The organism is Flavobacterium fluviale, from assembly GCF_003312915.1.
Taxonomy (GTDB): domain Bacteria; phylum Bacteroidota; class Bacteroidia; order Flavobacteriales; family Flavobacteriaceae; genus Flavobacterium; species Flavobacterium fluviale.
Genome location: NZ_CP030261.1, coordinates 601,595 through 623,456, shown reverse-complemented (window position 1 = coordinate 623,456; position 21,862 = coordinate 601,595). Strand labels below are relative to the sequence as shown.

Here is a 21,862-nt window from a genome sequence, read left to right as displayed (position 1 = left end):
AAGTTGCTTTTCTTCAAAAAACTTCTACTTTTGTCCAAGATTTTGCAGTAAAAATAGCATTTGTGCGAAATTTCTATTAAAGTATATATGTTAATAATTTATAGCTTGCTGTGTATAACAGCTTGAATTTATGAAAAATCTAAAAGCCCCTTTTTTAGCAGTTGCGTTAATACTATTTAATATTTCAATTGTGTCTGCAGGCAGCACACCGCCGCCACCAAATGCGCGTATGGCTACTAGTACGGATAATGATGATCTTGAGGATGATAATCCTGGTATGCCAACTTTTCCAATAGATAATAATATGATGATTTTATTGATTAGCGGTTTAGCTTTAGGAGCAGTCGTAATCTATAGAAACCAAACAAAAAAAGCTTCAATCTAGATTGAAGCTTTTTTTTGGAGTTTTTAAATTGACTACTTGTTGATTGAGTATAATCTCGAAATATATTTTCCAACTACATCAAACTCAAGGTTGATTTTTGTTCCAACTTTAAAATCTTTAAAATTTGTGTGCTCGTAAGTATAAGGAATAATAGAGACGCTAAATTCATTTTCCTTAGAATTAACAACTGTAAGGCTTACCCCGTTTACTGTTATAGAACCTTTTTCTATTGTAATATTATTTAGGTTCTTATCATATTCAAAAGTATAATTCCAGCTTCCGTTAGCTTCTTCAATTTTGGTACAAGTCCCCGTTTGATCCACGTGTCCTTGCACAATGTGTCCGTCTAGGCGATCTCCGAGTTTCATTCCCCTTTCTAGATTTACTATATCACCGGTTTTCCAATCACCGATATTGGTTTTTAAAATGGTTTCGTCTATTGCGGTTACGGTATAAAAAGAATCTTTAACGGCTACGACTGTAAGACAGATTCCGTTATGCGAAACGCTCTGGTCTATTTTTAATTCATTTGTGATCGAAGAGTCAACTGTTATATGAAGATTGTTTTGGTCTTTTTGAATTTCGTGAATCCTACCGAGTGTTTCTATAATTCCTGTGAACATTGTGGTTTTATTTTACTAAATTTGCACATCAAAATTAGTAATAAATAAACTGAGCTCATGAATAAAAAAGCAGAAAATATAATTGTTGGAATTTCAGTAGGAGATTTAAACGGTATTGGAAGCGAAGTTATACTGAAAACATTCGAGGATTCTCGTATGTTAGAATTATGTACGCCGGTTATTTTTGCCAATGCTAAAATTCTTTCATTCGTTAAAAAAAGTTTTACATCTACCGTTCAGTTTCATGGAGTTGATAAATTGGATCAAGTCATTCCCGGAAAGGTAAATGTTTTGAATCTTTGGAAAGAAGGAGTAGATGTTAATTTTGGGGTAAATGATCCAAAAATAGGAGAGTACGCTATAAAATCTTTTACGGCAGCGACAAAAGCTTTAAAAGATGGCGAAATAGATGTTTTGGTAACAGCACCTATTAATAAGTATAATATACAATCTGAAGGGTTTAAATTCCCGGGGCACACAGATTATCTAGATCAAGAATTACAAGGCAATGCGCTTATGATGATGGTTCAGGATAATTTAAGAGTAGGTCTTATTACAGATCACGTGCCGTTGAATGAGGTTGCTTCTCATTTAACAGAAGAATTAATCACGAAAAAAATAGAAACTATACGTAAATCTTTAGTTCAGGATTTTAGCATAGTGAAGCCAAAAATTGCAGTTTTAGGATTGAATCCGCATGCTGGTGACGGCGGTGTGATTGGAAAAGAAGATGATTTGGTTTTAAAACCGGTTTTAAAAAAATTATTCGATGCTGGCACAATGGTTTTCGGTCCATTTCCTGCTGATGGTTTCTTTGGAAGTGGTCAATATGAAAAATATGATGCTATTGTAGCCATGTATCACGACCAAGGATTGATTCCGTTTAAAACACTATCATTTGGAAAAGGAGTTAATTATACAGCAGGTTTAGATAAAGTTAGAACATCGCCAGATCATGGTACAGCCTACGATATTGCTGGAAAAGATATGGCAGATCACAATTCATTTACAGAGGCAGTCTATCTTGCAATAGACATTTTTCGCTCGCGTAATCAGTATGAGGAGATTAGCCAAAAACCTCTTAAAATAAAAGAAAAACAGTTATAAACAAAAAAAGGTGAATAAGATTATTAGATTTATAATAATTTTATATCTTTGCACCCCAATTCAGACATCTAGTTATAGAACTGAATGGATCAAATTGATGTTGAAATGAGCAAAACAAAAGAATTTTTAATTCCTTTCGTAGGATTAAAACTAGGAAAACACCATTTTGAGTATCAAATAAATAACACGTTCTTTAAGGACTTTGATTACGAAGAGTTTCAAAGTTCAAATATTAAAGTGAATTTGGTTTTCGAAAAGAAAAGCACCATGTTAGAGTTAGAATTCAAACACAAAGGAACTGTAAATGTGCCTTGTGATCTAACAGGCGAAGATTTTGATCTTCCTATAAAAGGGAAAATGAAATTGATTGTTCGCTTTGGAGACGAGTTCAATAATGATAATGAAGAATTGTTGATTTTGCCGCATGGAGAACATGAATTAGATGTGTCACAATACATTTATGAAATGATTGCACTTTCGGTGCCTCAAAAAAGAATTCATCCAGGGGTTAAAGACGGTACATTACAAACCGAAGCTTTGACAAAATTGAATGAACTAAGTGTAAAAGAACAAAAGGAAGAGAGTAATAAAGAAGAAGATATTGACCCGCGTTGGGAAAAATTAAAGAAACTATTAACGGATAAATAATATAGTAAAATGGCACATCCTAAGAGAAAAACCTCGAAAACAAGAAGAGATAAGAGAAGAACACATTATAAAGCTACTGTAGCTCAAATCGCTACATGTCCTATTACAGGTGAGGCGCATTTATACCACAGAGCTTACTGGCATGAAGGTAAAATGTACTACAGAGGGCAAGTTGTTATCGATAAATCTGAAGCGGTTGCTTAATACGTTTTTGTAAATTATACTAGAACTCTCACATAGTGAGAGTTTTTTTTGTTGGTTATAATTTTTGTTTTTTAAGAAAATATAGACAAAATCGCTACGTTTTTTTTTGTAATTTTCAAGTCTTTTAAAAATTTTTCAAATCGCAGTATTTGAAAGGAAATAATAGAATATAATGAATAAAATCACAGCCGCTATTACCGCTGTTGGCGCTTACGTTCCTGACTTTGTACTTTCCAACAAAGTTCTAGAAACAATGGTTGATACCAATGACGAGTGGATTACCACTCGAACAGGAATTAAAGAGAGAAGAATTCTTAAAGATGCCGATAAAGGCACATCTTATCTTGCTATACAAGCAGCGCAAGATTTAATTGCAAAAGCAAATATTGATCCTTTAGAGATCGATATGATTATAATGGCAACAGCAACACCAGATATGATGGTGGCTTCTACAGGAGTGTATGTTGCAACAGAAATTGGAGCTACAAATGCTTTTGCATATGATTTGCAGGCGGCATGTTCAAGTTTCTTATACGGAATGTCTACTGCTGCAGCTTATGTTCAGTCAGGACGTTACAAAAAAGTACTTTTAATTGGTGCCGATAAAATGTCATCAATTGTAGATTATACAGATAGAGCTACTTGTATTATTTTTGGTGATGGAGCTGGTGCAGTTCTTTTCGAACCAAATTATGAAGGGCTTGGTTTGCAGGACGAATATTTAAGAAGTGATGGTGTAGGGCGCGACTTCCTTAAAATTCCAGCAGGAGGTTCTTTGATTCCGCCTAGTGAAGAAACTGTAAAAAACAGACAGCACAATATTATGCAAGACGGTAAAACTGTTTTCAAATATGCTGTAACTAATATGGCAGATGCCAGCGAATTGATTTTGCAAAGAAATAATTTGACAAATCAAGATGTAGATTGGTTAGTGCCACACCAAGCTAACAAACGTATTATTGATGCTACTGCAGGAAGATTAGAATTAGACGAATCTAAAGTATTGGTAAATATCGAAAGATATGGTAATACAACTTCTGGAACTTTACCATTAGTATTGGCAGATTTTGAAAATAAGCTTAAAAAAGGAGATAATGTTATCTTTGCTGCCTTTGGTGGTGGATTCACTTGGGGATCTATCTATTTAAAATGGGCTTACGATAAGAAATAAATTAAAACTAAAAACGAATCATTATGGATTTAAAAGAAATTCAAAACCTAATCAAATTTGTTGCAAATTCGGGCGTTGCAGAAGTGAAGTTAGAAATGGATGATGTAAAAATCACGATCAGAACAACTTTAGAAACAAATGTAACTGAGGCAACTTACGTACAGCAATTACCTGCTCAGGCAGCTTTACCTCAAGCGGCAGTTCCACAAGTTACGGCTCCAACAGTTGTAAATGTAACTCCAGAAGCACCAGCTGCTAACGATTCTAAATATATTACTATAAAATCTCCAATCATTGGTACTTTTTATAGAAAACCATCTCCAGACAAACCAGTTTTTACAGAAGTAGGAAGCAGTATATCAAAAGGAGATGTTCTATGTGTAATTGAAGCAATGAAATTATTCAACGAAATCGAATCTGAAGTTTCTGGTAAAATTGTAAAAATTCTTGTTGACGATATGTCTCCAGTAGAATTTGACCAGCCTTTATTCTTAGTAGATCCATCATAAATAAATTTAGATTTTAGATTTTAGATTTTAGATTGGTTCATAATATAAGTTTTGTTAATCATCTAAAATTATCTAATTATCAAATTGTCTAATTATCTAATTACAATAAGATGTTTAAAAAAATATTAATTGCGAATAGAGGAGAAATTGCACTTCGTGTAATTCGTACATGTAAGGAAATGGGAATTAAAACTGTTGCAGTTTACTCTACAGCCGACGCAGAAAGTTTACATGTTAAATTTGCTGATGAAGCGGTTTGTATTGGTCCTCCTCCGAGTAACTTATCGTATTTGAAAATGTCAAATATCATTGCAGCTGCAGAAATTACAAACGCAGATGCAATACACCCAGGATACGGTTTTCTTTCTGAGAATGCTAAATTCTCTAAAATTTGTCAAGAGCACGGAATTAAATTTATTGGTGCTGCTCCAGAAATGATTGACAGAATGGGTGATAAAGCTTCTGCAAAAGCTACAATGAAAGCTGCAGGAGTTCCTTGTGTACCAGGTTCAGACGGATTATTAGAATCTTACGAACATGCACAAAAAGTAGCTAAAGAAATTGGTTACCCAGTTATGATGAAAGCTACTGCTGGTGGTGGTGGAAAAGGAATGCGCGCCATCTGGAAAGAAGAAGAGCTTTTAAAAGCTTGGGAAAGTGCGCGTCAAGAAGCTGCTGCAGCATTTGGAAATGACGGAATGTACATGGAGAAACTTATTGAAGAACCACGTCATATCGAAATTCAAGTTGTGGGAGATTCTTACGGAAAAGCATGTCACCTTTCTGAAAGAGACTGCTCTGTACAACGCCGTCACCAAAAACTTACTGAAGAAACACCTTCGCCTTTCATGACAGATGACTTACGTACAAGAATGGGAGAAGCTGCTGTAAAAGCTGCTGAATTCATTAAATACGAAGGAGCTGGAACTGTAGAATTTTTAGTGGACAAACACAGAAACTTCTATTTTATGGAAATGAATACTCGTATCCAAGTAGAGCATCCAATCACAGAACAAGTTATTGACTATGATTTGATCCGTGAGCAGATTATGGTTGCTGCTGGAATTCCAATTTCTGGTAAAAACTATCTTCCAGAATTACACGCTATTGAATGTCGTATTAATGCTGAAGATCCTTATAACGATTTTCGCCCTTCACCAGGAAAAATTACTACGCTTCATATGCCAGGAGGACACGGAGTACGTTTAGATACTCACGTATATTCAGGTTATAGTATTCCGCCAAACTACGACTCTATGATTGCTAAGTTAATTACAACAGCGCAGTCTCGTGAAGAAGCTATCAGCAAAATGCGCAGAGCTTTAGATGAGTTCGTAATTGAAGGTGTAAAAACTACAATACCTTTCCACAGACAATTAATGGATGATCCACAATATATCGCAGGAGATTATACAACTGCATTTATGGATACATTTAAAATGAAAGATCCAGAATAATTATAAAGGCTGTCAATTTTTTTGACAGCCTTTTTCTTTTTTAAGCACTTTATTTAAAATTCCAATACAAAAAACTCCAAATTCCAAAACTTGGAATTTATAATTTGAAAAACTCAAGCATCCAACTTTGGAATTTTAAAATTTGAAATTTCTTCTAAGGTTACACTTTAAGTGTTTACTTATTACACACCTTTTTTAGCTTTTACACACTTTTTCCTTTTTTCCATTTTTTGGCATATTTGAGCAAATCCTTTAAATATAAGGCTTTGCAGGGTTTGGCACACTTCTTTTCCATTACGGCATAATAATTTCATTACCTAAAGCGTAAACAACTATTAATATTAAATATATACGTTATGAAAAATTTATTTTTATCAGCCGCAATTGTCTTAGGAAGTTTAACTTCATTCGCTTCAAATACACAAGTAACAAATACAATCGTTAAAACGATTTCTATTGAAGACGAATACACAGAGATCAAATTAGAAGAATTACCAGCTGCAATTACAGAATCTTTGAAAAAAGCATATCCAGAAGCAGTTATTACAAAAGCATATAAAAACGAAAAATCAGAGTACAAACTTGACGTTACTGTTGGTGACAAAGTTGGAAATCTTTTCGCTAATGCAGATGGAACTTGGATTAAAAAATAATCTAAATATAGATTGGTGTGAAAATCCAGTTCAAGAATACTAAAATAAAATTAACAATATTAAAATATAACTATCATGAAAAATTTATTTTTATCAGCCGCAATCGTTTTGGGAGGTTTAACATCATTTGCTTCAACTTCGCCAATTTCAAATACTATCGTAAAAACAATCTCTATCCAAGATGATTATACAGAAATTAAATTGGAAGAGGTTCCAGCAGCAGTAACAGATGCTCTTAAAAAAGCATACCCAGATGCAGTGCTTACAAAAGCATTTAAAAACACAAAATCTGAGTACAAGTTAGAAGTAACTGTTGGAGATAAAACAGGAAATCTTTTTGCAAACGCAGACGGAACTTGGATTAAAAAATAATCTAAAACTAACCCTTAAAAACTATTACTATGAAAAAGTTGATTCTATCGGCAGCAATTGTTTTAGGCAGTTTGTCGATGCACGCAGAAACCACTGCTGTAACCAGCCCAATGGTACAGGCAGTTAATGATCAGGATGGATATAAAGAAGTAGACGGAGTTCCGGCAGCTGTAAAGAAAGGCTTAGACGAGGCTTATCCTGGTGTAGTGCTTGAAAAAGCATGGGTAAATGACAAAAAGGAGTACAAAATTGAGATCACTGTTAGAGGTGAAAAGTCAATTGTCTTTACAGACGCTTCTGGTAACATTCTCAAAAAATAATTTAAAATCACAATATTATGAAAAAGTTAATCTTATCAGCAGCTATTGTTTTAGGAAGTTTATCGGTTAATGCCGCTATACTGCCAGCAATTGCGATTTCTCAATCAGTACTTATTCAAGATGAGTTTACTGAAGTAGCTGCAGATGCTGTTCCAGCAGCAGTGAAGTCAACAGTTGAAAAATCTTTCCCGAAAACAAAGCTTGAAAAAGCTTATAAAAACGAGAAAAACGAGTACAAACTTGAAATTTCAAATGGAGACAAGAAGTATACTATTTTTACAGATGCTTCTGGTAACATCATCAAAAAATAATTAAAAAATCAGCATCATGAAAAAAGTAATCTTATCAGCAGTCATTCTTTTGGGAACAATGTCAATTCATGCAAATGTATTGCCAGTTTCAGAAGATAGTAATACTACTGTGATTGTTCAGTCAGAATACACAGAAGTTGCTGCAGATGCTGTGCCTGCAGCTGTAAAAACAGCCTTGCAGACAGCTTATCCAGGAGCAAAACTGGAGAAAGCATTTGTAAACGAAAAAAAAGAGTATAAACTCGATATATCAGTTGGAGATCAAAAGGCTACTGTTTACTCAGATGTCAATGGTAACTGGTTGAAAATATAATTAGGTGAATTTAGATTTATGTTTTTGGTGAAAAAGAGATTGCAGCGTGCAATCTCTTTTTTTTTGCATAATTTTGTGAAAATACAATTTTAATAGTCTTATTTTAGCAAAAAACTCCCTAAACTCAAATGCCGAAGATATTATTGATAGAAGATGACATCGCGTTTTGTAAATTATTAGAAAAATTTCTAATTAAAAAAGCTTACGATGTAACAATAGCGTTCTCTGCTGCAGAGGCGCGTACTGCAGTTAAAAACGAATCTTTTGATTTGATTTTAACAGATCTTCGTCTGCCTGATTTTGACGGTATTGCTTTAATGTCGGAATTCAAAAATTCGTATCCCGATGTTCCCGTTATTTTAATGACAGGCTATTCGGATGTAAATACTGCGGTAAAAGCTATTAAAAACGGCGCTGCCGATTATATTTCTAAACCTTTTAATCCAGATGAGGTTTTACTAGTTATTACCAATGCATTACAAGCTCCAATAGGTGAAGAGGAAGAAGAATTAGTTGAAGTTCCAACGAAAAAGAAAACTGCTAAAAAAGCGGCTGCAACAGATAGTGAATTTGTAAGAGGAATTTCTGTGGCTTCTAAAAAACTGTTAGATCATATTGAATTAGTTAGTCCGACAGATATGTCTGTGTTAATTATCGGCGAAAGCGGAACTGGAAAAGAAATTATTGCAAAAAGCATTCATCAGCAAAGCCAGAGAAAAAATAATAATTTTATTGCAGTCGACTGCGGTGCGATTCCGAAAGAATTGGCTGCGAGTGAATTTTTTGGTCATTTAAAAGGATCTTTTACAGGAGCTATAAGTGATAAAATGGGTTATTTTGAAGCTGCAAATGGGGGGACTTTATTCTTGGACGAAATAGGAAACCTTTCATACGAAAATCAAATCCAGTTATTAAGAGCACTTCAAGAAAGAAAAATCAAACCAGTTGGAAGCAATAAGGAAATAAACGTCGATATCCGCATTATCACAGCCACAAATGAAGATTTGCGCGAGGCAGTAAAAAACGGCGATTTTAGAGAAGATTTATACCATAGAATCAACGAGTTTTCGATTCAGTCTCCATCTTTAAAAGATCGTGATGAAGATTTAATGGTTTTTGCCGATTATTTCTTAGAAAAAGCAAATCAACAGTTAAATAAAGATATCATTGGATTTTCTCCAGAAGTAGTAGCTATTTTTCAAAATTACAGCTGGCCAGGAAATTTAAGAGAATTGCAGAATTGTGTAAAACGTGCAACTCTTTTGTCTAGGGGAGATTTTATTGAGAGTGATGTCCTTCCGGCAGAATTTTTCCAGATTCAGAAACAGCAGTCGTCAGGAAGCGATGTGTTTTCATTATCGGAAAATGAAAAAGAGACTATTATTCATGCTTTATCAAAAGCACAGAATAACAAATCGGAGGCAGCGAAACTCTTAAAAATTACAAGGAAGACACTGTATAACAAATTGAAACAATACAATATAGAGTAAAGCATTTTTTTTAAATGCTTTACTTTTTTTATACTTCTTGTTTTAATTCATCAAAAAGAACATTCATTTTTTCTTTTAAATCGATAAACATATTATCCAAGTCTAAAGTATTCAAATCTTCTTTTTCCAAATTCTTTAAAATCTGGCCTATTTCATTTGCCTGAATTTGTTTGAACATTGGAGCAATACGATGTGCAATCGATTTAATTTCTTCGTGATTTTTCTCTTGTATCGCCGTTTGCAGAAGACCTATATTTTCTGCACTGCTGTCGATAAATGATTTTAGAACTTCTTTTAAAGCCAATTCATCGTGACCAAGAAAATCCTTTAAAGTATCTAACGAATACATTTGTGAAGATTGATCCTCTGTTGTTTCTGAAAATTCCGTGGCAGGAATTTCTTCATGGTCTAAAATATGCTGAATAGTTTCGAGCAGAATCTTTGGTGAATAGGGTTTCTTAACCACCGTTGTAAAACCAGCATTTTTATAAACCGAAAGATCCAAATCTGTTCGTCCTGTTAACGCAATTACAGGCTGATTTTTGAAAATTGTATCAGGAAGCTCTTGTAATTTTTCTAAAAACAAAAATCCGTCAATTTCCGGCATCTGAATGTCGGTAATAACAAAGTCAAAAGGAGTATGCTGAATAGTTTCTAAGGCCTTAGAAGCATTCGTAAAAGAAAAAACCTGATGTTGCTCCTGTTTTAAAACACCGCTTGTTAAATTCAAAAGATTAATATCGTCATCGACAACAATAAAAGTTTGCTTTTTACTATTTTTTACTGTTTTGCTTTTGCTTTCAGTTGCAGCTGGCTGACTGTTATCAAAGATTAATGGCAGTTCAATTTTAAAGGTGCTTCCTTTGCCATAAATACTATCCAAAGTTAAAGTACCGCCCAAGATAGAAATGATTTTTTGGCAGATGGATAATCCTAAACCAGTTCCGCCATATTTCTTCTCGATGTTTTCATTTGCCTGTGCAAATTCTTCAAAAACCAATTTCTGATTTCCTTTCTCAATTCCAATTCCAGTATCTTGAACAGAAATTGTAAAAGTATTAGTGTCATTCTCATAAGCTGCAACCCTAATATGACCTTCTTCTGTAAATTTATAAGCGTTTCCAATAATATTGGTCAAGATCTGTTTTAGTCTAAAAGGATCGCCAACAATACGTTGTTGAAACTTTTCATCGACATTAATAATAAGATCAATATTTTTTTCCTTGTAAACAGTTTGGATATTTTTCGCAACATCTTCCACAATTTCAGGAAGTAAAAACGGAACCTTTTCAATGGCAATTTTTCCAGCTTCGATTTTCGAAAAATCCAATAAATCCTGCACCAGCTGTGTAATATATTCCGACGAATTTTTAATGTTTTTAACGAAATAAGACTGCTTGGTAGTAATTTCTGAATTTCCTAAAAGTTCAGAATAACCTACAATCGTACTCAAAGGTGTTTTTAAATCGTGGCTTACGGTCGAAATTAATTGTTCACGGCTTTTAAGCAGGTTTTTGGTTTTGAAATTGGCAATTTCAAGCTGTTTTTTATAGGCTTTTGATTTTGAATAATCACTAACAATTAAAATAGAGAAAAATACCGTCAGCAGTAAACCAATAACGGCAGAAGCGGTTACAATTTCGTTGACTCTTTTTAGTGATTTTTCCTTTAATGAATTGTTTTTTATGGAATTAATGATGATTTCTCGCTCGATAATTCGAAGTACTTTTCGAAGCTGATCTGAAATCGCCATTTCGTTTTGAAGCAGTTTATTCTCCTCGAAATTTAGGGATTCTTTTTTCTTTTCAGCTTTCATTTTTACGGTGCTCAAAAGCTTTTTAGAATTCGCTAAAATAGAATCCGATGCTTTTTTACTCAACGTATTCGTGCTGTCGTCCGGAATATTTTGATTGAGATAATCTACATATCGCTGTAAAACACCACGCTGATAACTTCCCAATTGATTTGGGTTTTTGGTAAAATCTTGAAGTTCGAGTTTTCTCAAATTAAACTCCATCTTCGTGATTTCGTCAATAGCATTATTTACAGAAGTTTCGTCGTCTGCTTTATTCTTTATTTCTTTTAACTGTTTGATGTTTTTAGTTTTTTCAGATAAAAGATAAGTCACACTATCCAAAAGCGTTTTTTGATATTCTGTAGTAACAATTTGTTTTAAAGTATCAATGCGAAGACGAAGCGAATCTGTCTCGATCAAATAATTTTTAAAATCTTTTTCGGAGTTATTTTGAATAGTCTGTCTTGCTAAACTTTCTGTTTTATAAACATTAGAGAAAAGTTTGCTGACTCTAAGAATTTTGGTTTTTTCGAAAGCAATTTTATCTTCCAATTTGTTGTAAACGACATTTTCAGAATATAAAAACCATCCAACTGTAACAACCAAAGCCAATAATGCAACATAGCTGAATAAGACTTTGAGTGCCGTGTAACTTCTTTTGCTCTCCATATTTTGCTGAAAATGTTTCTAAATTTGGGAATATTGTAAAGTAATGCAATTTATCTAAAAAAATCTTTTTACAGAAGAGTAAATTTACCAATATATTACATAATTGTAAGGTCTGCAAATAAAAACAGCCGTAGATTATGTAAAATCTACGGCTGTAAAATTGACCTTTTATGAATTATAGCGTTTCATCTAACCATTTAAAAAACTCACCCTGCCAAACTTGGGCATTTTGAGGTTTCAACACCCAGTGGTTTTCATCTGGAAAATAAACAAAACGGCTTTTAATGCCTCTTAACTGTGCAGCCTGAAAAGCTTCCTGCCCTTGTCCGATCGGCACACGGAAATCTTTACCTCCTTGGAAAATTAAAATTGGTTTATTCCAGTTTTGAACCAAAGTTGCAGGATTGAAAGTTGTATAAGCTTTTTGAGCTGCAGCATTATCTTTTTCCCAGTAAGGTCCGCCAAAATCCCAGTTGTTGAAGAAAACTTCCTCAGTAGTTCCTAACATTGAAACAGTATTGAAAACACCATCGTGAGCGATAAAAGTTTTGAAACGGTTTTTGTGAATTCCAGCTAGATAAAACACAGAATATCCGCCGTAACTAGCACCAACACAACCTAAACGAGTTTTGTCAACGTATTTTTCTTTAGCAACATCATCAATTGACGAAAGATAATCGTCCATAACTTGTCCGCCCCAATCTTTACTAATTTGCTCGTTCCATTCAACACCATGTCCTGGCATTCCGCGACGGTTTGGTGCAACTACCACATAACCTTTTGCGGCCATCAAAGAGAAATTCCAACGGAAAGAATATGATTGAGTCAACGCACTTTGTGGTCCGCCTTGACAGAATAATAAAGTTGGATATTTTTTAGAAGCATCAAAATTTGGAGGCAAAATTACCCAAACCAGCATTTTTTTGCCATCAGTAGTTGTAACGTAACGTTTTTCGGTCTTGCTTAAAGTTAAAGACTTGTACGTTTCTGTATTCACGTTTGAAAGCTGTTTCCAAGTATTTTTCTTCAAGTTAAAAGAAAAAATCTCTCCAGCATGATTCATGTCACTTCTGGTAACAATAATGTCATCTCCAGAAAAACCTACTAAATCATTCACATCAAAATCTCCGTTTGTCAACTGGCGAACATTGATTGCGATTTTAGTCAAACCAGGAAAATTAACAGAGAAAAGTTGTTTTGTTCCGTCAATTGGAGCTACAAAGAAAACTGTTTTTCCGTCTTTACTCCAGATAAAATTATCTACAGTTCCGTCCCAGTTTGCTGTTAAGTTAGTTTTGATTCCTTTAAACTCAACAATAATATCGTTTTTATCAGACTCGTAACCGTCACGTTTCATTTGCAGCCAAGTTAAATTTCCTGTTGGAGAAAATTGAGGCGCCGTATCGTAACCTAAATTACCCTCGGTTTTATTAGTGGTTTTTTGAGTTTCTAAATTGTACTCATAAATATCTGTATTGGTAGAAATCGCATAAGCTGTTCCTGCTTTTTTCTTGCATACGTAAAAAATGCTTTTGCTATCTGGCGACCAGATGTAATCTTCGTCACCGCCAAAAGGTTTTTGCGGAGAATCAAAAGTTTCACCTTTCAGGATGTCGATTCCTTTTGCACCGTCTTTGTTTTCTTTATAAAAAACGTGATTAAATTTTCCCTCGTTCCAAGTATCCCAGTGACGGTAATCTAAACCATCATAAATTTGCGCATCAGATTTGGTTAATTTTGGATAAAAATCTTTTCCTAAAACTTTATCGATTTTTACTTCTTCATTGTAAACGATAAATTTTCCGTCTGGCGAAATGTTTTTATCAGCCAAGATATATTTTGTATCCTTAATTTCAACTGCATTTCCTCCATTTACAGGAATTGTGTAAATTTTAGAAGTCGATTTATTTTCTTCTACCGAAGGCGTAGAAACTTTAAAAATAACATTTTTTGCATCTTTAGAAATGCCAAGAGGTGTCACTCTTCCTAATTTCCATAACAATTCCGGTGACATAACATTCTGTCCGATAGCGTTTAAACTCATCATTATTAAGGTTGTTAATACTACTTTTTTCATAATCAAATTATTCTATTTTTTGTGGCGCTAAAAATACAACAATAAAATTCCAATCTTTTAAATTCCAAATCCCAAAAAATGTTAAAAGTTCCAATGTTTTATCCCGAGGGTTCGGGACCAAATTCCAAAAATTGTGGTGATTGAAAATTTAAAGAGAAAAATCGAAATTTGGTCCCGAAGCCTTGGAATAAAATATTGGAATTTATTTAAAATTCAGAATTTAAAAAATTGTAATTTAACCCAATATTGGAATTTAAAAAAAATGGAATTAAGCTATTGGGAACTAAAAAACTGGTTCACGAATGTGGATTATACAATTGTAGGAAGCGGAATCGTTGGCCTGCATACGGCATTGCGCTTGCGCGAAAGATTTCCGACGGCTAAAATTCTGGTTCTCGAAAGAGGTATTTTGCCACAAGGTGCAAGCACAAAAAATGCTGGTTTTGCCTGTTTCGGAAGTCTTTCTGAAATTATGGAAGATTTAAAAACCCATTCGGAAGATGATGTCGTGCATTTAATTGAAAAGCGATGGAAAGGTTTGCAGCTGCTTCGAAAAAGATTAGGAGATACAGCAATTGACTTTAAGCCTTACGGCGGATATGAATTATTTTTGAAAGAAGATGAATTCGGATTCAATGAATGTATTTCCAAAATTCCTTTTATTAATGAAGTGCTAAAACCACTTTTCAAAGCAGATGTTTTTTCTAAAGAAATAGACCGTTTCGGATTTGGAAATATTCAGGAATATTTGATTTTTAATCCGTTTGAAGCACAGATTGATACCGGAAATATGATGCAGGAATTATTGAAACAAGCAGTTGCTGCCAATATTTTAATTCTAAATCAGCAAACGGTAACTTCTTATGCAGATGCAGGAAATCATGTTGAAGTTGTTCTGAAAGATTTTAGTTTTAAAACCCATAAATTACTTTTTGCAACAAATGGTTTTGCGGGATCTCTAACCAGCGGAGCTGTAAAACCGGCAAGGGCACAAGTTTTAATTACAGAACCCATTAACAATTTAGATATCAGGGGAACGTTTCATTTAGATCGCGGTTATTATTATTTTAGAAATATCGATAATCGAATTTTATTGGGAGGAGGACGAAATTTAGATTTTGAAGCAGAAACTACGACCGAATTTGGACAAACTAAAATTGTTCAAAATAAATTGGAAGATTTGCTGAAAAATGTAATTTTACCAAATCAGGATTTTCAAATCGCGCACCGATGGAGCGGCATTATGGGAGTCGGAAATAGTAAAAACCCTGTTGTTTCTCAACTGTCTGAAAACGTGTTTTGTGGAGTGCGTTTAGGCGGAATGGGAGTGGCAATAGGCAGTTTAATAGGAACAGAATTAGCAGATTTAATATAATGGCAGCACCCAAAAAACCAGCACCAAAAAAAACAACCGCAGCGAAACCCAAACCAAAATCATCTCCTAAAAAAGGAAATCGATCTTTGGGAGAAAAAATTAAGTGGTTTTTTATAAAAGCAGCTTTATGGTTTTTCGGATTATCAATTGGTTCGGTTATATTTTTTAAATATGTGCCCGTTCCTTTTACACCCTTAATGATTATTCGCGCAATCGAAAATAAATTGGGAGGAAAGGAAGTTTATTTCGATCACGATTGGGAGCCGCTTGATAAAATTTCAATGAATCTGCAAAAAGCGGTTATTGCCAGTGAAGATGCCACTTTCTTAACACATAATGGCTTTGATTTTAAAGCACTTCAAAAAGCCTATAAAAGCAATGAACGAGGGCGCCGAATTCGAGGTGGAAGCACGATTTCGCAGCAAACCGCCAAAAATGTCTTTTTATGGCAGGGAAAAAGTTATTTGCGTAAAGGTCTCGAAGCTTATTTTACAGTTTTAATAGAATTAATTTGGGGAAAAGAACGCATCATGGAAGTTTACCTCAATAGTATTGAAATGGGCGACGGTGTTTACGGCGCGTATGCAGCAACAGAACACTGGTACCGTCGAGACGCTTCGAGTTTAACACCAATGCAGGCGGCAGGAATTGCGGCCATTCTTCCAAATCCGAGAAAATTTAAAGCTACAGGTTCTTCAAGTTATATTAATAGAAGAAAAGAACGAATTGTACGCGAAATGCGATACGTGGGAAAAAAAGTAAATTATAAGGGGAATGAGAAGTAAAAGAATATTTTTTGCTTTTCTGATTTTAACAGCAGCGTTGACTTTTGGACAAGGAAAAACTTCAGAAATTGGTTTTATATCAGATAATGATTTATATACATCGTCTAAAAATGACATGTATTATACCAATGGTTTAGAGCTTTTTTACCGATTTATAACTCAAAATAACAACGAAAAAATTAGTAAAGAAATAACCGAATTTAGAATTGGGCAATATCTTTACAATCCGAGGTTTATTAATGAAGAAGCAGTTGATATAAACGATCGCCCTTTTGCCGGATATCTTTTTGCCGAAGCAGGGAAAAGTTTCTTTTATAAAAGCGAATCTGTTTTAAAGACCGATTTTCAATTAGGTTTTGTGGGGCCAAATGCTCTCGGGCAGGAATTACAGGAAGGATTTCATAAAATCATTGGTTACAAAAAAGTATATGGCTGGGAAAATCAAATTCACAATGCTTTAGGTTTACAAGCTCATGTCATGTATTCGAAAAAAATGTTTCCATCAAAGCACAATGATTTTGTAGATCTTCATTTTCAGTCAGAAGCTAATTTGGGAACTATTTTTACAGGCGTTTCCACAGGATTTATGGCTAGATTCGGTTTTAAAAGTTTGATTCCGATTTACGATTCGAATATGCACGATGCTTCTATAAGTTCAGAAGCACAGTCCAATTTCAGAGAGTTTTATTTTTATATGGCGCCAAGTGTTAATTATCAGTTATACGATGCGACAATAGAAGGAAGTATGTTTAACGATACAAGTCCAATTACTTTTGATTTGGTGCCGCTTCGCTTTAATGGTGAAGCTGGTTTAAAATACCGCTATAATAATTTCAACATTTCCTATTCTTTCCTTTACCGAGGACGCGAACTAAAAGGCGATGTTAATGACACAAATCGCGGTTATTTTTATGGATCGATTCGAATGGGATTTTTGTTGAGGTAGATTTTTTGAACTGGCGTTCTAAGGTTTTGATTATTAATGCTAAATTCGTTGAAATTTAGACAAATAAATCTGTAATAGATTTTAAATAATAACATATGAAGATAAAATTACTTAAACTATTTTTAGTTACTGCCCTGTTTCAAATCACAATGAGCAGTTGTTCAAATGATGAAGCAGAGCCCGAGAAACCCGTCGTGGTTGTGCCAGAAGACCCAAAACCAACGCCAACGGGTCCAATACTTCCGAAATCTGAATTGATGAAGCCGGCAATTGTTAACACAAATAGTACGGTAAAGAAAACGGCAAAAGGAACAGCTGAATTAAAACGTGTTGTAAGATCGATATGGTTTCCTCAAAATTATATGGGAGTTTTTTACAATTATCACTTAAATATGGAACGTTCAGAATATTTGAATCTGCCTTCAGAAAATCTTTATGATAGTGCTGAAGTAGAATTGAATAAGGAAACAGCACGTAATTTTGAACTTGAATATAAGTACAATGCTTTAGGACAATTAACAGAAATTGTCACAGGGAAAGTTTATACTAACAATGGTTTTAAGTCCAATCCTGAAAATTTCAATTTTGAATATAATGCAGATGGAGTTCTTAATAAAATGGTATCATCATATTTATATGGAGGTACTTTTACCTACAACAGTAAAGGGTTAATTGATAAAAAAATTGAACAAAACGGATTTGTTAGTTATGAATACAGTTATGACGATTTAGATCGAATACAAAGTGTATATTTCTATATGATGACACCAAATGGACGACAGCCACATATGCATTACACTTATATTTATCTGGATGATAGAAATTATGTTAAAAATTGGCTGAGTATTAACCCGACTGATCAAACGGAGACTTTAACCAGTTATGTAACGTATACATTTGATCCAACAAAAGCTGGAGTTTATAACAAGGAGCCTTACTATAGAATTGACAATAGTTACCTGCATGTTGTTAAAATAAATTCTCAGATTCTTTATAACGGAACTTGGCAGCTTCAGTTTGAATCTGTTCCAAAATACTTTTATGACACAGACGGTTATTTAATAAAGTACGATGCGGCCGGATTTAATTATACTCAGGATATTACGGTGTTTGAATATGAATAAAAAGAAGAATCTCTGTTATTAGCTTTAACTAAAATTGATTTGAACTTCGTTCGGTTTTTGTTGAGGTAGATTTCTTGACACGAAGAAGCGAAGACTTAAAGATTTTTTTAAATGAAAGTTTAAAAGTTATGTGGAATTATTTTTTCTTGTTATTCTTTTTTGTCTTTTATGCTTTTATGAGCTATAAATGGGGATCGTTTTTGATTCCAAACTTTGTCGTTGGATTTATTTTATTACTATTCTTAACCTATTTTTATTACAAATACAGTGATAGAGGATTGATTCTGATTTCTATGTTTAATCTGTTCTTGTATGCCCTTTTATTCCTTTCGTCAATATTTATTTATTTTGATAGAGAAAACGAAAAAAGAACTTACTACATATTTCCTATTCTTATCTCTATTTTATTAATGATTGTACAAAAGCAGATTATGAATTATGATGAGGCTTTTTGGGGTATATACATTCCAGTTACTGGGGCATTTTTTCCTTTGTACTTTTTGAAGTATTATATAAAATACATGAAGGAAGAAGTTTGATAATGATTTAAAATTTTTTTTCAAATCCGCACTATCGACTTTAAATGCTTCGGATTTAATCCATTTCCATGTTTTTAGACAAATCCTCCCATTTTTGATCCAGACAAACTATAGTATTTTCCATTAGAGCTGAATTCACATCAGAAATGCTTTTTACTTGCGGACTTAATACCGCTTTTCCATTTTCAAAATAAATATAAGCATCAACATTGCTGTCTCCCCAAAAGTATGGGTAAACTATTGCTCTGTTTTCCGTGCTTTCGGTAACGAATTTTTCCATACTGACGATAAAAGCAAGCATAGGCAGCATTTCAACATAATTTTCGCTGAAAAACAACAATCCCCATTGCCATTCTTCTTTCGTTACATCATAGTCTGAAAAAGCCATTGCTTGTTTGTATTCAATCCATCCCTCAAGAACCTCCTGATTCGTTTTGTCATTGTAGGAATGAAGATATTCTGGCGTTAAATCCATTTTAGAATACATTTCACGGCTGTCCCACCATTTTTGCCAGTTGTCGTTTAAGATTGGTTTTTCGGGAGCGCTTTTTAAAAAATTTTCTAGCTGCGTTTTTGTGATTTTTACTTTAGAGAATAAAGAACTTAATTCAGACATTATTTAAGATTTTAATGAAACATAATTAAACAATCAGCGGTTTGTTTTTAAAATGATTATTTTGAAATTTATATAAAAGAAATAGAATGATAATGAGATCGAATCTCAATACTATTTTTTATTTCGACTCATACTTTTTTAGAATATAATGTAAAGTAAATACTGTAATTATAGATAAAATGGAAATAGGTAAAAATGACAATGTAAGCGTATGAAGCAATTCTTCTGTAAATAGAAATGTGCTCCACGAAGATTCTCGATCAACAAAAATGCTGTAATTCCAGAAAAACCATATTGAAATTAAGAATAATAATTGAAGAAAAATTATTGAATAGCTGTTTTTAAGGAAAGAAAGAAACCGAAAAACTATTGATAATAAAATTGAAGAAATGAAAGACATTAAATAACCGTCATAAGAAAAAGAACAGTCGAGACAGCTGCTTGAACTTCTTTCAGAAAGGCTTCCCATTGCCCAGTAAATTTGTATAAAAGTAACGATGAAAATTATAATCGCGGTTATAGTAAGTTTTAGCAATAGAGGGAATAATTTAATTTTTAAGGTTTGCTCCATTTGTTTTTATTGTCCGAAAGGTTTACTTGTTTAGATTTTGTCAAAAATAAAAATAAAGAAAAATTTCGGGAATTGGCATTGTTTAACTTTAAAGAAATACTTAACCTTTTAATAATACGCTTATTAGTTAAAATCTTTACATTTATTTAAAATTAGGAGTTATGGATATTAATTGGAATATAATAGGAATTGTTGCAATCTTGGTTGTGATTTTGGTTGTTTTGACAATCAGAAAAAATCTAAAAGAAAAAAAGAAATTGGAAAATTTGCTCAATAACAATTTCAATAAAACAGATAAAGACGATGTAAATGCTGAGGATTCGGCGAATGAAAAATAATTTAGAGTCCATGTAGTAAAAATAAAAACCCTTGTAAATTAAGTTTTACAAGGGTTTAAACGTTTAAGTGGAGAATACCGGATTCGAACCGGTCACACTCCCGATCCATCGGGATACTTTAGCCTTTTATAGCTATAAGATTCTCAATGTATTTTCTACTTTTCATTTTTTTAATTTTCATTTTTTTAATTTGCATTTCTCTTTGGTAAGCTTCACTTCTTGTATGAAAAGTTTCGAAATATTTTATTTCCCAGTCCTTAACTGTTCTTGTAAATTTACTTCTGCTGTTTAAATGATCATTTAGACGTTGTTCGATATTTTGGCAAGATCCAGTATAATACTTATTCAGTGAAGAAGAATATAAAATATAAGTGTAAAACATAGTTTGATATAAATGAAAATACCCAAACAGAATCAATATCTGTTTGGGTATTTTTTTAATTATTAGTGGAGAATACCGGATTCGAACCGGTCACCCCTTGCCTGCCAGGCAAGTACTCTAGCCAAATGAGCTAATCCCCCAAAAGTGATAACAAATAAAGTCAAATAATTCTCAAAAAACAAATTTAGAAATCAATCAGACAAAATATTTTGCAAAAGCGTAACTTTACGTTTAAATCTATTTTTATGAGTTCTGAAAATCTAAATGGAAGTTTAGAAACTTCTTTTCAAAATACAATTGCAACGGTGCAGTTTGGGCATCCTGCGAGTAATTCTTTTCCGCGTCAATTACTGGATGAGCTTACCGCCGAAATAAATTCATTAAGCCGAAATGAAGATATTTCGGTTATCATTTTAAAAAGCGAGGGCGATAAAACGTTCTGTTCTGGTGCTTCATTTGATGAACTTTTAAAGGTTGAAAATGAAGAGCAGGGAACTGAATTCTTTTCTGGTTTTGCCCATTTGTTAAATGCAATGCGAAATTGCAATAAAATTATAATCGGCCGTGTGCAGGGAAAAGCAGTTGGGGGCGGTGTCGGAATTATTGCTGCCTGCGATTATACTTTTGGAACGCTGCAAAGTGATATCAAGTTATCTGAATTAGCAATCGGAATCGGGCCCTTTGTAATCGAGCCGGCAGTTTCACGCAAGATTGGAAAAACAGCAATGACGCAAATGACTTTGGCGCCGCACGAATGGAAATCGGCCGAATGGGCTTTTCAAAAAGGACTTTATTCTGTTTTAACTACTTCTGATACCCTTGATCAAGAAGTTGAAAGTTTTGCTCAAAAACTAAGTTCTTACAATCCAGAAGCTTTGTTTGAAATGAAAAAGATTATCTGGGAAGGTACAGAACAATGGGAGTCTATTTTGTTTGAACGTGCGGCGATTACGGGTAAATTAGTTTTATCTGATTTTAGTAAAAAGGCTTTATTGCAGTTTAAAAAATAGATACGGGAAATTCCAAGTGGAGAAGTTCCAAATTCCAATTGCTTTAAATTCGTGATGGAATTTGGAAATTTT

At 33.6% G+C, this 21,862-nt stretch carries 26 protein-coding genes and 1 tRNA gene; 20 read left to right on the top strand and 7 right to left on the bottom strand.

All coding sequences use genetic code 11. The annotated features are described in order from the left end of the window. Positions 1-130 precede the first annotated feature (130 nt). A complete protein-coding gene (locus HYN86_RS03010) occupies positions 131-385 on the top strand; it encodes a hypothetical protein (protein ID WP_113676705.1) in 255 nt (84 codons plus the stop codon). 32 nt (positions 386-417) lie between these two features. Here HYN86_RS03010 and HYN86_RS03005 read toward each other — a convergent pair whose 3' ends face one another. Next, positions 418-1,008 (bottom strand): riboflavin synthase, encoded by a 591-nt coding sequence (locus HYN86_RS03005; protein WP_113676704.1) that lies wholly within the window; start codon positions 1,006-1,008, stop codon positions 418-420. 57 nt (positions 1,009-1,065) lie between these two features. Between HYN86_RS03005 and pdxA the strand changes: the two genes are divergently transcribed. From pdxA to HYN86_RS02945, 12 genes are all read left to right on the top strand, one after another. Further along, positions 1,066-2,115, top strand: coding sequence for a 4-hydroxythreonine-4-phosphate dehydrogenase PdxA (gene pdxA, locus HYN86_RS03000; protein WP_113676703.1), 1,050 nt, complete (start codon positions 1,066-1,068; stop codon positions 2,113-2,115). A gap of 105 nt (positions 2,116-2,220) precedes the next feature. Then, on the top strand, positions 2,221-2,763 hold the full coding sequence (locus tag HYN86_RS02995) for a YceD family protein (RefSeq protein WP_113679832.1): 543 nt from the start codon (positions 2,221-2,223) through the stop codon (positions 2,761-2,763). A 9-nt stretch (positions 2,764-2,772) separates the two neighbouring features. Further along, positions 2,773-2,967: a 50S ribosomal protein L32 gene (gene rpmF / locus HYN86_RS02990; RefSeq protein WP_008465217.1), complete on the top strand. Its 195-nt coding sequence runs from the start codon at positions 2,773-2,775 to the stop codon at positions 2,965-2,967. A 172-nt stretch (positions 2,968-3,139) separates the two neighbouring features. Further along, positions 3,140-4,138, top strand: coding sequence for a beta-ketoacyl-ACP synthase III (locus HYN86_RS02985; protein WP_113676702.1), 999 nt, complete (start codon positions 3,140-3,142; stop codon positions 4,136-4,138). A gap of 23 nt (positions 4,139-4,161) precedes the next feature. Continuing rightward, complete coding sequence (accB, locus tag HYN86_RS02980) at positions 4,162-4,647, top strand: acetyl-CoA carboxylase biotin carboxyl carrier protein (RefSeq protein WP_113676701.1); 486 nt, start codon at positions 4,162-4,164, stop codon at positions 4,645-4,647. 110 nt (positions 4,648-4,757) lie between these two features. Next, on the top strand, positions 4,758-6,104 hold the full coding sequence (gene accC, locus HYN86_RS02975; protein WP_057115163.1) for an acetyl-CoA carboxylase biotin carboxylase subunit: 1,347 nt from the start codon (positions 4,758-4,760) through the stop codon (positions 6,102-6,104). A 356-nt stretch (positions 6,105-6,460) separates the two neighbouring features. Next, positions 6,461-6,757 carry a hypothetical protein gene (locus tag HYN86_RS02970; RefSeq protein WP_113676700.1) on the top strand — a complete coding sequence of 99 codons (297 nt, stop codon included), beginning with the start codon at positions 6,461-6,463 and terminating at the stop codon, positions 6,755-6,757. A gap of 75 nt (positions 6,758-6,832) precedes the next feature. Beyond that, entirely contained in the window at positions 6,833-7,129 is a 297-nt protein-coding gene (locus HYN86_RS02965) for a hypothetical protein (RefSeq protein WP_113676699.1), read from the top strand. A gap of 29 nt (positions 7,130-7,158) precedes the next feature. Continuing rightward, positions 7,159-7,449, top strand: coding sequence for a hypothetical protein (locus tag HYN86_RS02960; RefSeq protein WP_113676698.1), 291 nt, complete (start codon positions 7,159-7,161; stop codon positions 7,447-7,449). A gap of 17 nt (positions 7,450-7,466) precedes the next feature. After that, the gene (locus tag HYN86_RS02955) at positions 7,467-7,760 is read left to right on the top strand and encodes a PepSY-like domain-containing protein (protein ID WP_113676697.1); all 294 of its coding nucleotides are present in this window, start codon (positions 7,467-7,469) and stop codon (positions 7,758-7,760) included. A gap of 16 nt (positions 7,761-7,776) precedes the next feature. Beyond that, positions 7,777-8,073, top strand: coding sequence for a hypothetical protein (locus HYN86_RS02950; protein WP_113676696.1), 297 nt, complete (start codon positions 7,777-7,779; stop codon positions 8,071-8,073). 128 nt (positions 8,074-8,201) lie between these two features. Further along, on the top strand, positions 8,202-9,563 hold the full coding sequence (locus HYN86_RS02945) for a sigma-54-dependent transcriptional regulator (protein ID WP_113676695.1): 1,362 nt from the start codon (positions 8,202-8,204) through the stop codon (positions 9,561-9,563). Between the two features lie 28 nt (positions 9,564-9,591). Here the strand turns inward: HYN86_RS02945 and HYN86_RS02940 are convergent, their stop codons facing one another. Together HYN86_RS02940 and HYN86_RS02935 are read right to left on the bottom strand one after the other, a co-directional pair. Further along, on the bottom strand, positions 9,592-12,027 hold the full coding sequence (locus HYN86_RS02940; RefSeq protein ID WP_113676694.1) for a hybrid sensor histidine kinase/response regulator: 2,436 nt from the start codon (positions 12,025-12,027) through the stop codon (positions 9,592-9,594). A 175-nt stretch (positions 12,028-12,202) separates the two neighbouring features. Then, positions 12,203-14,104, bottom strand: a complete 1,902-nt coding sequence (locus tag HYN86_RS02935) for a S9 family peptidase (protein WP_113676693.1) — start codon at positions 14,102-14,104, stop codon at positions 12,203-12,205. A 262-nt stretch (positions 14,105-14,366) separates the two neighbouring features. Here HYN86_RS02935 and HYN86_RS02930 point away from each other — a divergent pair, with 262 nt between their 5' ends. From HYN86_RS02930 to HYN86_RS02910, 5 genes are all read left to right on the top strand, one after another. Further along, complete coding sequence (locus tag HYN86_RS02930) at positions 14,367-15,479, top strand: NAD(P)/FAD-dependent oxidoreductase (protein ID WP_113679831.1); 1,113 nt, start codon at positions 14,367-14,369, stop codon at positions 15,477-15,479. After that, positions 15,479-16,264 carry a monofunctional biosynthetic peptidoglycan transglycosylase gene (gene mtgA, locus HYN86_RS02925; protein ID WP_113676692.1) on the top strand — a complete coding sequence of 262 codons (786 nt, stop codon included), beginning with the start codon at positions 15,479-15,481 and terminating at the stop codon, positions 16,262-16,264. Before HYN86_RS02930 ends, mtgA begins: the two co-directional genes overlap by 1 nt. Then, complete coding sequence (locus HYN86_RS02920) at positions 16,254-17,210, top strand: lipid A deacylase LpxR family protein (protein ID WP_113676691.1); 957 nt, start codon at positions 16,254-16,256, stop codon at positions 17,208-17,210. The genes mtgA and HYN86_RS02920 overlap by 11 nt, the downstream gene beginning before the upstream one ends. Positions 17,211-17,305: 95 nt before the next feature. Beyond that, positions 17,306-18,334, top strand: coding sequence for a hypothetical protein (locus HYN86_RS02915; protein WP_162789267.1), 1,029 nt, complete (start codon positions 17,306-17,308; stop codon positions 18,332-18,334). Positions 18,335-18,462: 128 nt separating this feature from the next. Further along, entirely contained in the window at positions 18,463-18,873 is a 411-nt protein-coding gene (locus HYN86_RS02910) for a hypothetical protein (RefSeq protein ID WP_205334626.1), read from the top strand. A gap of 55 nt (positions 18,874-18,928) precedes the next feature. Here HYN86_RS02910 and HYN86_RS02905 read toward each other — a convergent pair whose 3' ends face one another. Next, positions 18,929-19,489: a hypothetical protein gene (locus HYN86_RS02905; protein ID WP_113676688.1), complete on the bottom strand. Its 561-nt coding sequence runs from the start codon at positions 19,487-19,489 to the stop codon at positions 18,929-18,931. A gap of 118 nt (positions 19,490-19,607) precedes the next feature. Next, positions 19,608-20,060, bottom strand: a complete 453-nt coding sequence (locus HYN86_RS02900; protein ID WP_113676687.1) for a hypothetical protein — start codon at positions 20,058-20,060, stop codon at positions 19,608-19,610. A 161-nt stretch (positions 20,061-20,221) separates the two neighbouring features. On the opposite strand from HYN86_RS02900, the gene HYN86_RS21040 reads away from it, so the two are divergent. After that, entirely contained in the window at positions 20,222-20,398 is a 177-nt protein-coding gene (locus tag HYN86_RS21040) for a hypothetical protein (RefSeq protein WP_205334625.1), read from the top strand. A 118-nt stretch (positions 20,399-20,516) separates the two neighbouring features. Here the strand turns inward: HYN86_RS21040 and HYN86_RS02895 are convergent, their stop codons facing one another. Then, on the bottom strand, positions 20,517-20,780 hold the full coding sequence (locus tag HYN86_RS02895) for a GIY-YIG nuclease family protein (protein ID WP_113676686.1): 264 nt from the start codon (positions 20,778-20,780) through the stop codon (positions 20,517-20,519). A 66-nt stretch (positions 20,781-20,846) separates the two neighbouring features. Further along, positions 20,847-20,920: transfer RNA gene (locus HYN86_RS02890), tRNA-Ala, on the bottom strand. 105 nt (positions 20,921-21,025) lie between these two features. Here HYN86_RS02890 and HYN86_RS02885 point away from each other — a divergent pair. Beyond that, positions 21,026-21,790 carry an enoyl-CoA hydratase/isomerase family protein gene (locus HYN86_RS02885; protein WP_113676685.1) on the top strand — a complete coding sequence of 255 codons (765 nt, stop codon included), beginning with the start codon at positions 21,026-21,028 and terminating at the stop codon, positions 21,788-21,790. The last annotated feature ends 72 nt before the right edge of the window (positions 21,791-21,862 follow it).

Coding starts and splice junctions, on each gene's coding strand:
- HYN86_RS02935 (WP_113676693.1), bottom strand. CDS start 14,104: ATGAAAAAAGTAGTATTAACAACCTTAATAATGATGAGTTTAAACGCT.
- mtgA (WP_113676692.1), top strand. CDS start 15,479: ATGGCAGCACCCAAAAAACCAGCACCAAAAAAAACAACCGCAGCGAAA.
- HYN86_RS02970 (WP_113676700.1), top strand. CDS start 6,461: ATGAAAAATTTATTTTTATCAGCCGCAATTGTCTTAGGAAGTTTAACT.
- HYN86_RS02955 (WP_113676697.1), top strand. CDS start 7,467: ATGAAAAAGTTAATCTTATCAGCAGCTATTGTTTTAGGAAGTTTATCG.
- HYN86_RS02910 (WP_205334626.1), top strand. CDS start 18,463: ATGTGGAATTATTTTTTCTTGTTATTCTTTTTTGTCTTTTATGCTTTT.
- HYN86_RS02945 (WP_113676695.1), top strand. CDS start 8,202: ATGCCGAAGATATTATTGATAGAAGATGACATCGCGTTTTGTAAATTA.
- HYN86_RS02885 (WP_113676685.1), top strand. CDS start 21,026: ATGAGTTCTGAAAATCTAAATGGAAGTTTAGAAACTTCTTTTCAAAAT.
- HYN86_RS03005 (WP_113676704.1), bottom strand. CDS start 1,008: ATGTTCACAGGAATTATAGAAACACTCGGTAGGATTCACGAAATTCAA.
- HYN86_RS02985 (WP_113676702.1), top strand. CDS start 3,140: ATGAATAAAATCACAGCCGCTATTACCGCTGTTGGCGCTTACGTTCCT.
- rpmF (WP_008465217.1), top strand. CDS start 2,773: ATGGCACATCCTAAGAGAAAAACCTCGAAAACAAGAAGAGATAAGAGA.
- HYN86_RS02940 (WP_113676694.1), bottom strand. CDS start 12,027: ATGGAGAGCAAAAGAAGTTACACGGCACTCAAAGTCTTATTCAGCTAT.
- HYN86_RS02895 (WP_113676686.1), bottom strand. CDS start 20,780: ATGTTTTACACTTATATTTTATATTCTTCTTCACTGAATAAGTATTAT.
- HYN86_RS03010 (WP_113676705.1), top strand. CDS start 131: ATGAAAAATCTAAAAGCCCCTTTTTTAGCAGTTGCGTTAATACTATTT.
- HYN86_RS02900 (WP_113676687.1), bottom strand. CDS start 20,060: ATGGAGCAAACCTTAAAAATTAAATTATTCCCTCTATTGCTAAAACTT.
- HYN86_RS02905 (WP_113676688.1), bottom strand. CDS start 19,489: ATGTCTGAATTAAGTTCTTTATTCTCTAAAGTAAAAATCACAAAAACG.
- HYN86_RS02930 (WP_113679831.1), top strand. CDS start 14,367: ATGGAATTAAGCTATTGGGAACTAAAAAACTGGTTCACGAATGTGGAT.
- HYN86_RS02915 (WP_162789267.1), top strand. CDS start 17,306: ATGAAGATAAAATTACTTAAACTATTTTTAGTTACTGCCCTGTTTCAA.
- accB (WP_113676701.1), top strand. CDS start 4,162: ATGGATTTAAAAGAAATTCAAAACCTAATCAAATTTGTTGCAAATTCG.
- HYN86_RS02995 (WP_113679832.1), top strand. CDS start 2,221: ATGAGCAAAACAAAAGAATTTTTAATTCCTTTCGTAGGATTAAAACTA.
- pdxA (WP_113676703.1), top strand. CDS start 1,066: ATGAATAAAAAAGCAGAAAATATAATTGTTGGAATTTCAGTAGGAGAT.
- HYN86_RS02960 (WP_113676698.1), top strand. CDS start 7,159: ATGAAAAAGTTGATTCTATCGGCAGCAATTGTTTTAGGCAGTTTGTCG.
- HYN86_RS02965 (WP_113676699.1), top strand. CDS start 6,833: ATGAAAAATTTATTTTTATCAGCCGCAATCGTTTTGGGAGGTTTAACA.
- HYN86_RS21040 (WP_205334625.1), top strand. CDS start 20,222: ATGGATATTAATTGGAATATAATAGGAATTGTTGCAATCTTGGTTGTG.
- HYN86_RS02920 (WP_113676691.1), top strand. CDS start 16,254: ATGAGAAGTAAAAGAATATTTTTTGCTTTTCTGATTTTAACAGCAGCG.
- HYN86_RS02950 (WP_113676696.1), top strand. CDS start 7,777: ATGAAAAAAGTAATCTTATCAGCAGTCATTCTTTTGGGAACAATGTCA.
- accC (WP_057115163.1), top strand. CDS start 4,758: ATGTTTAAAAAAATATTAATTGCGAATAGAGGAGAAATTGCACTTCGT.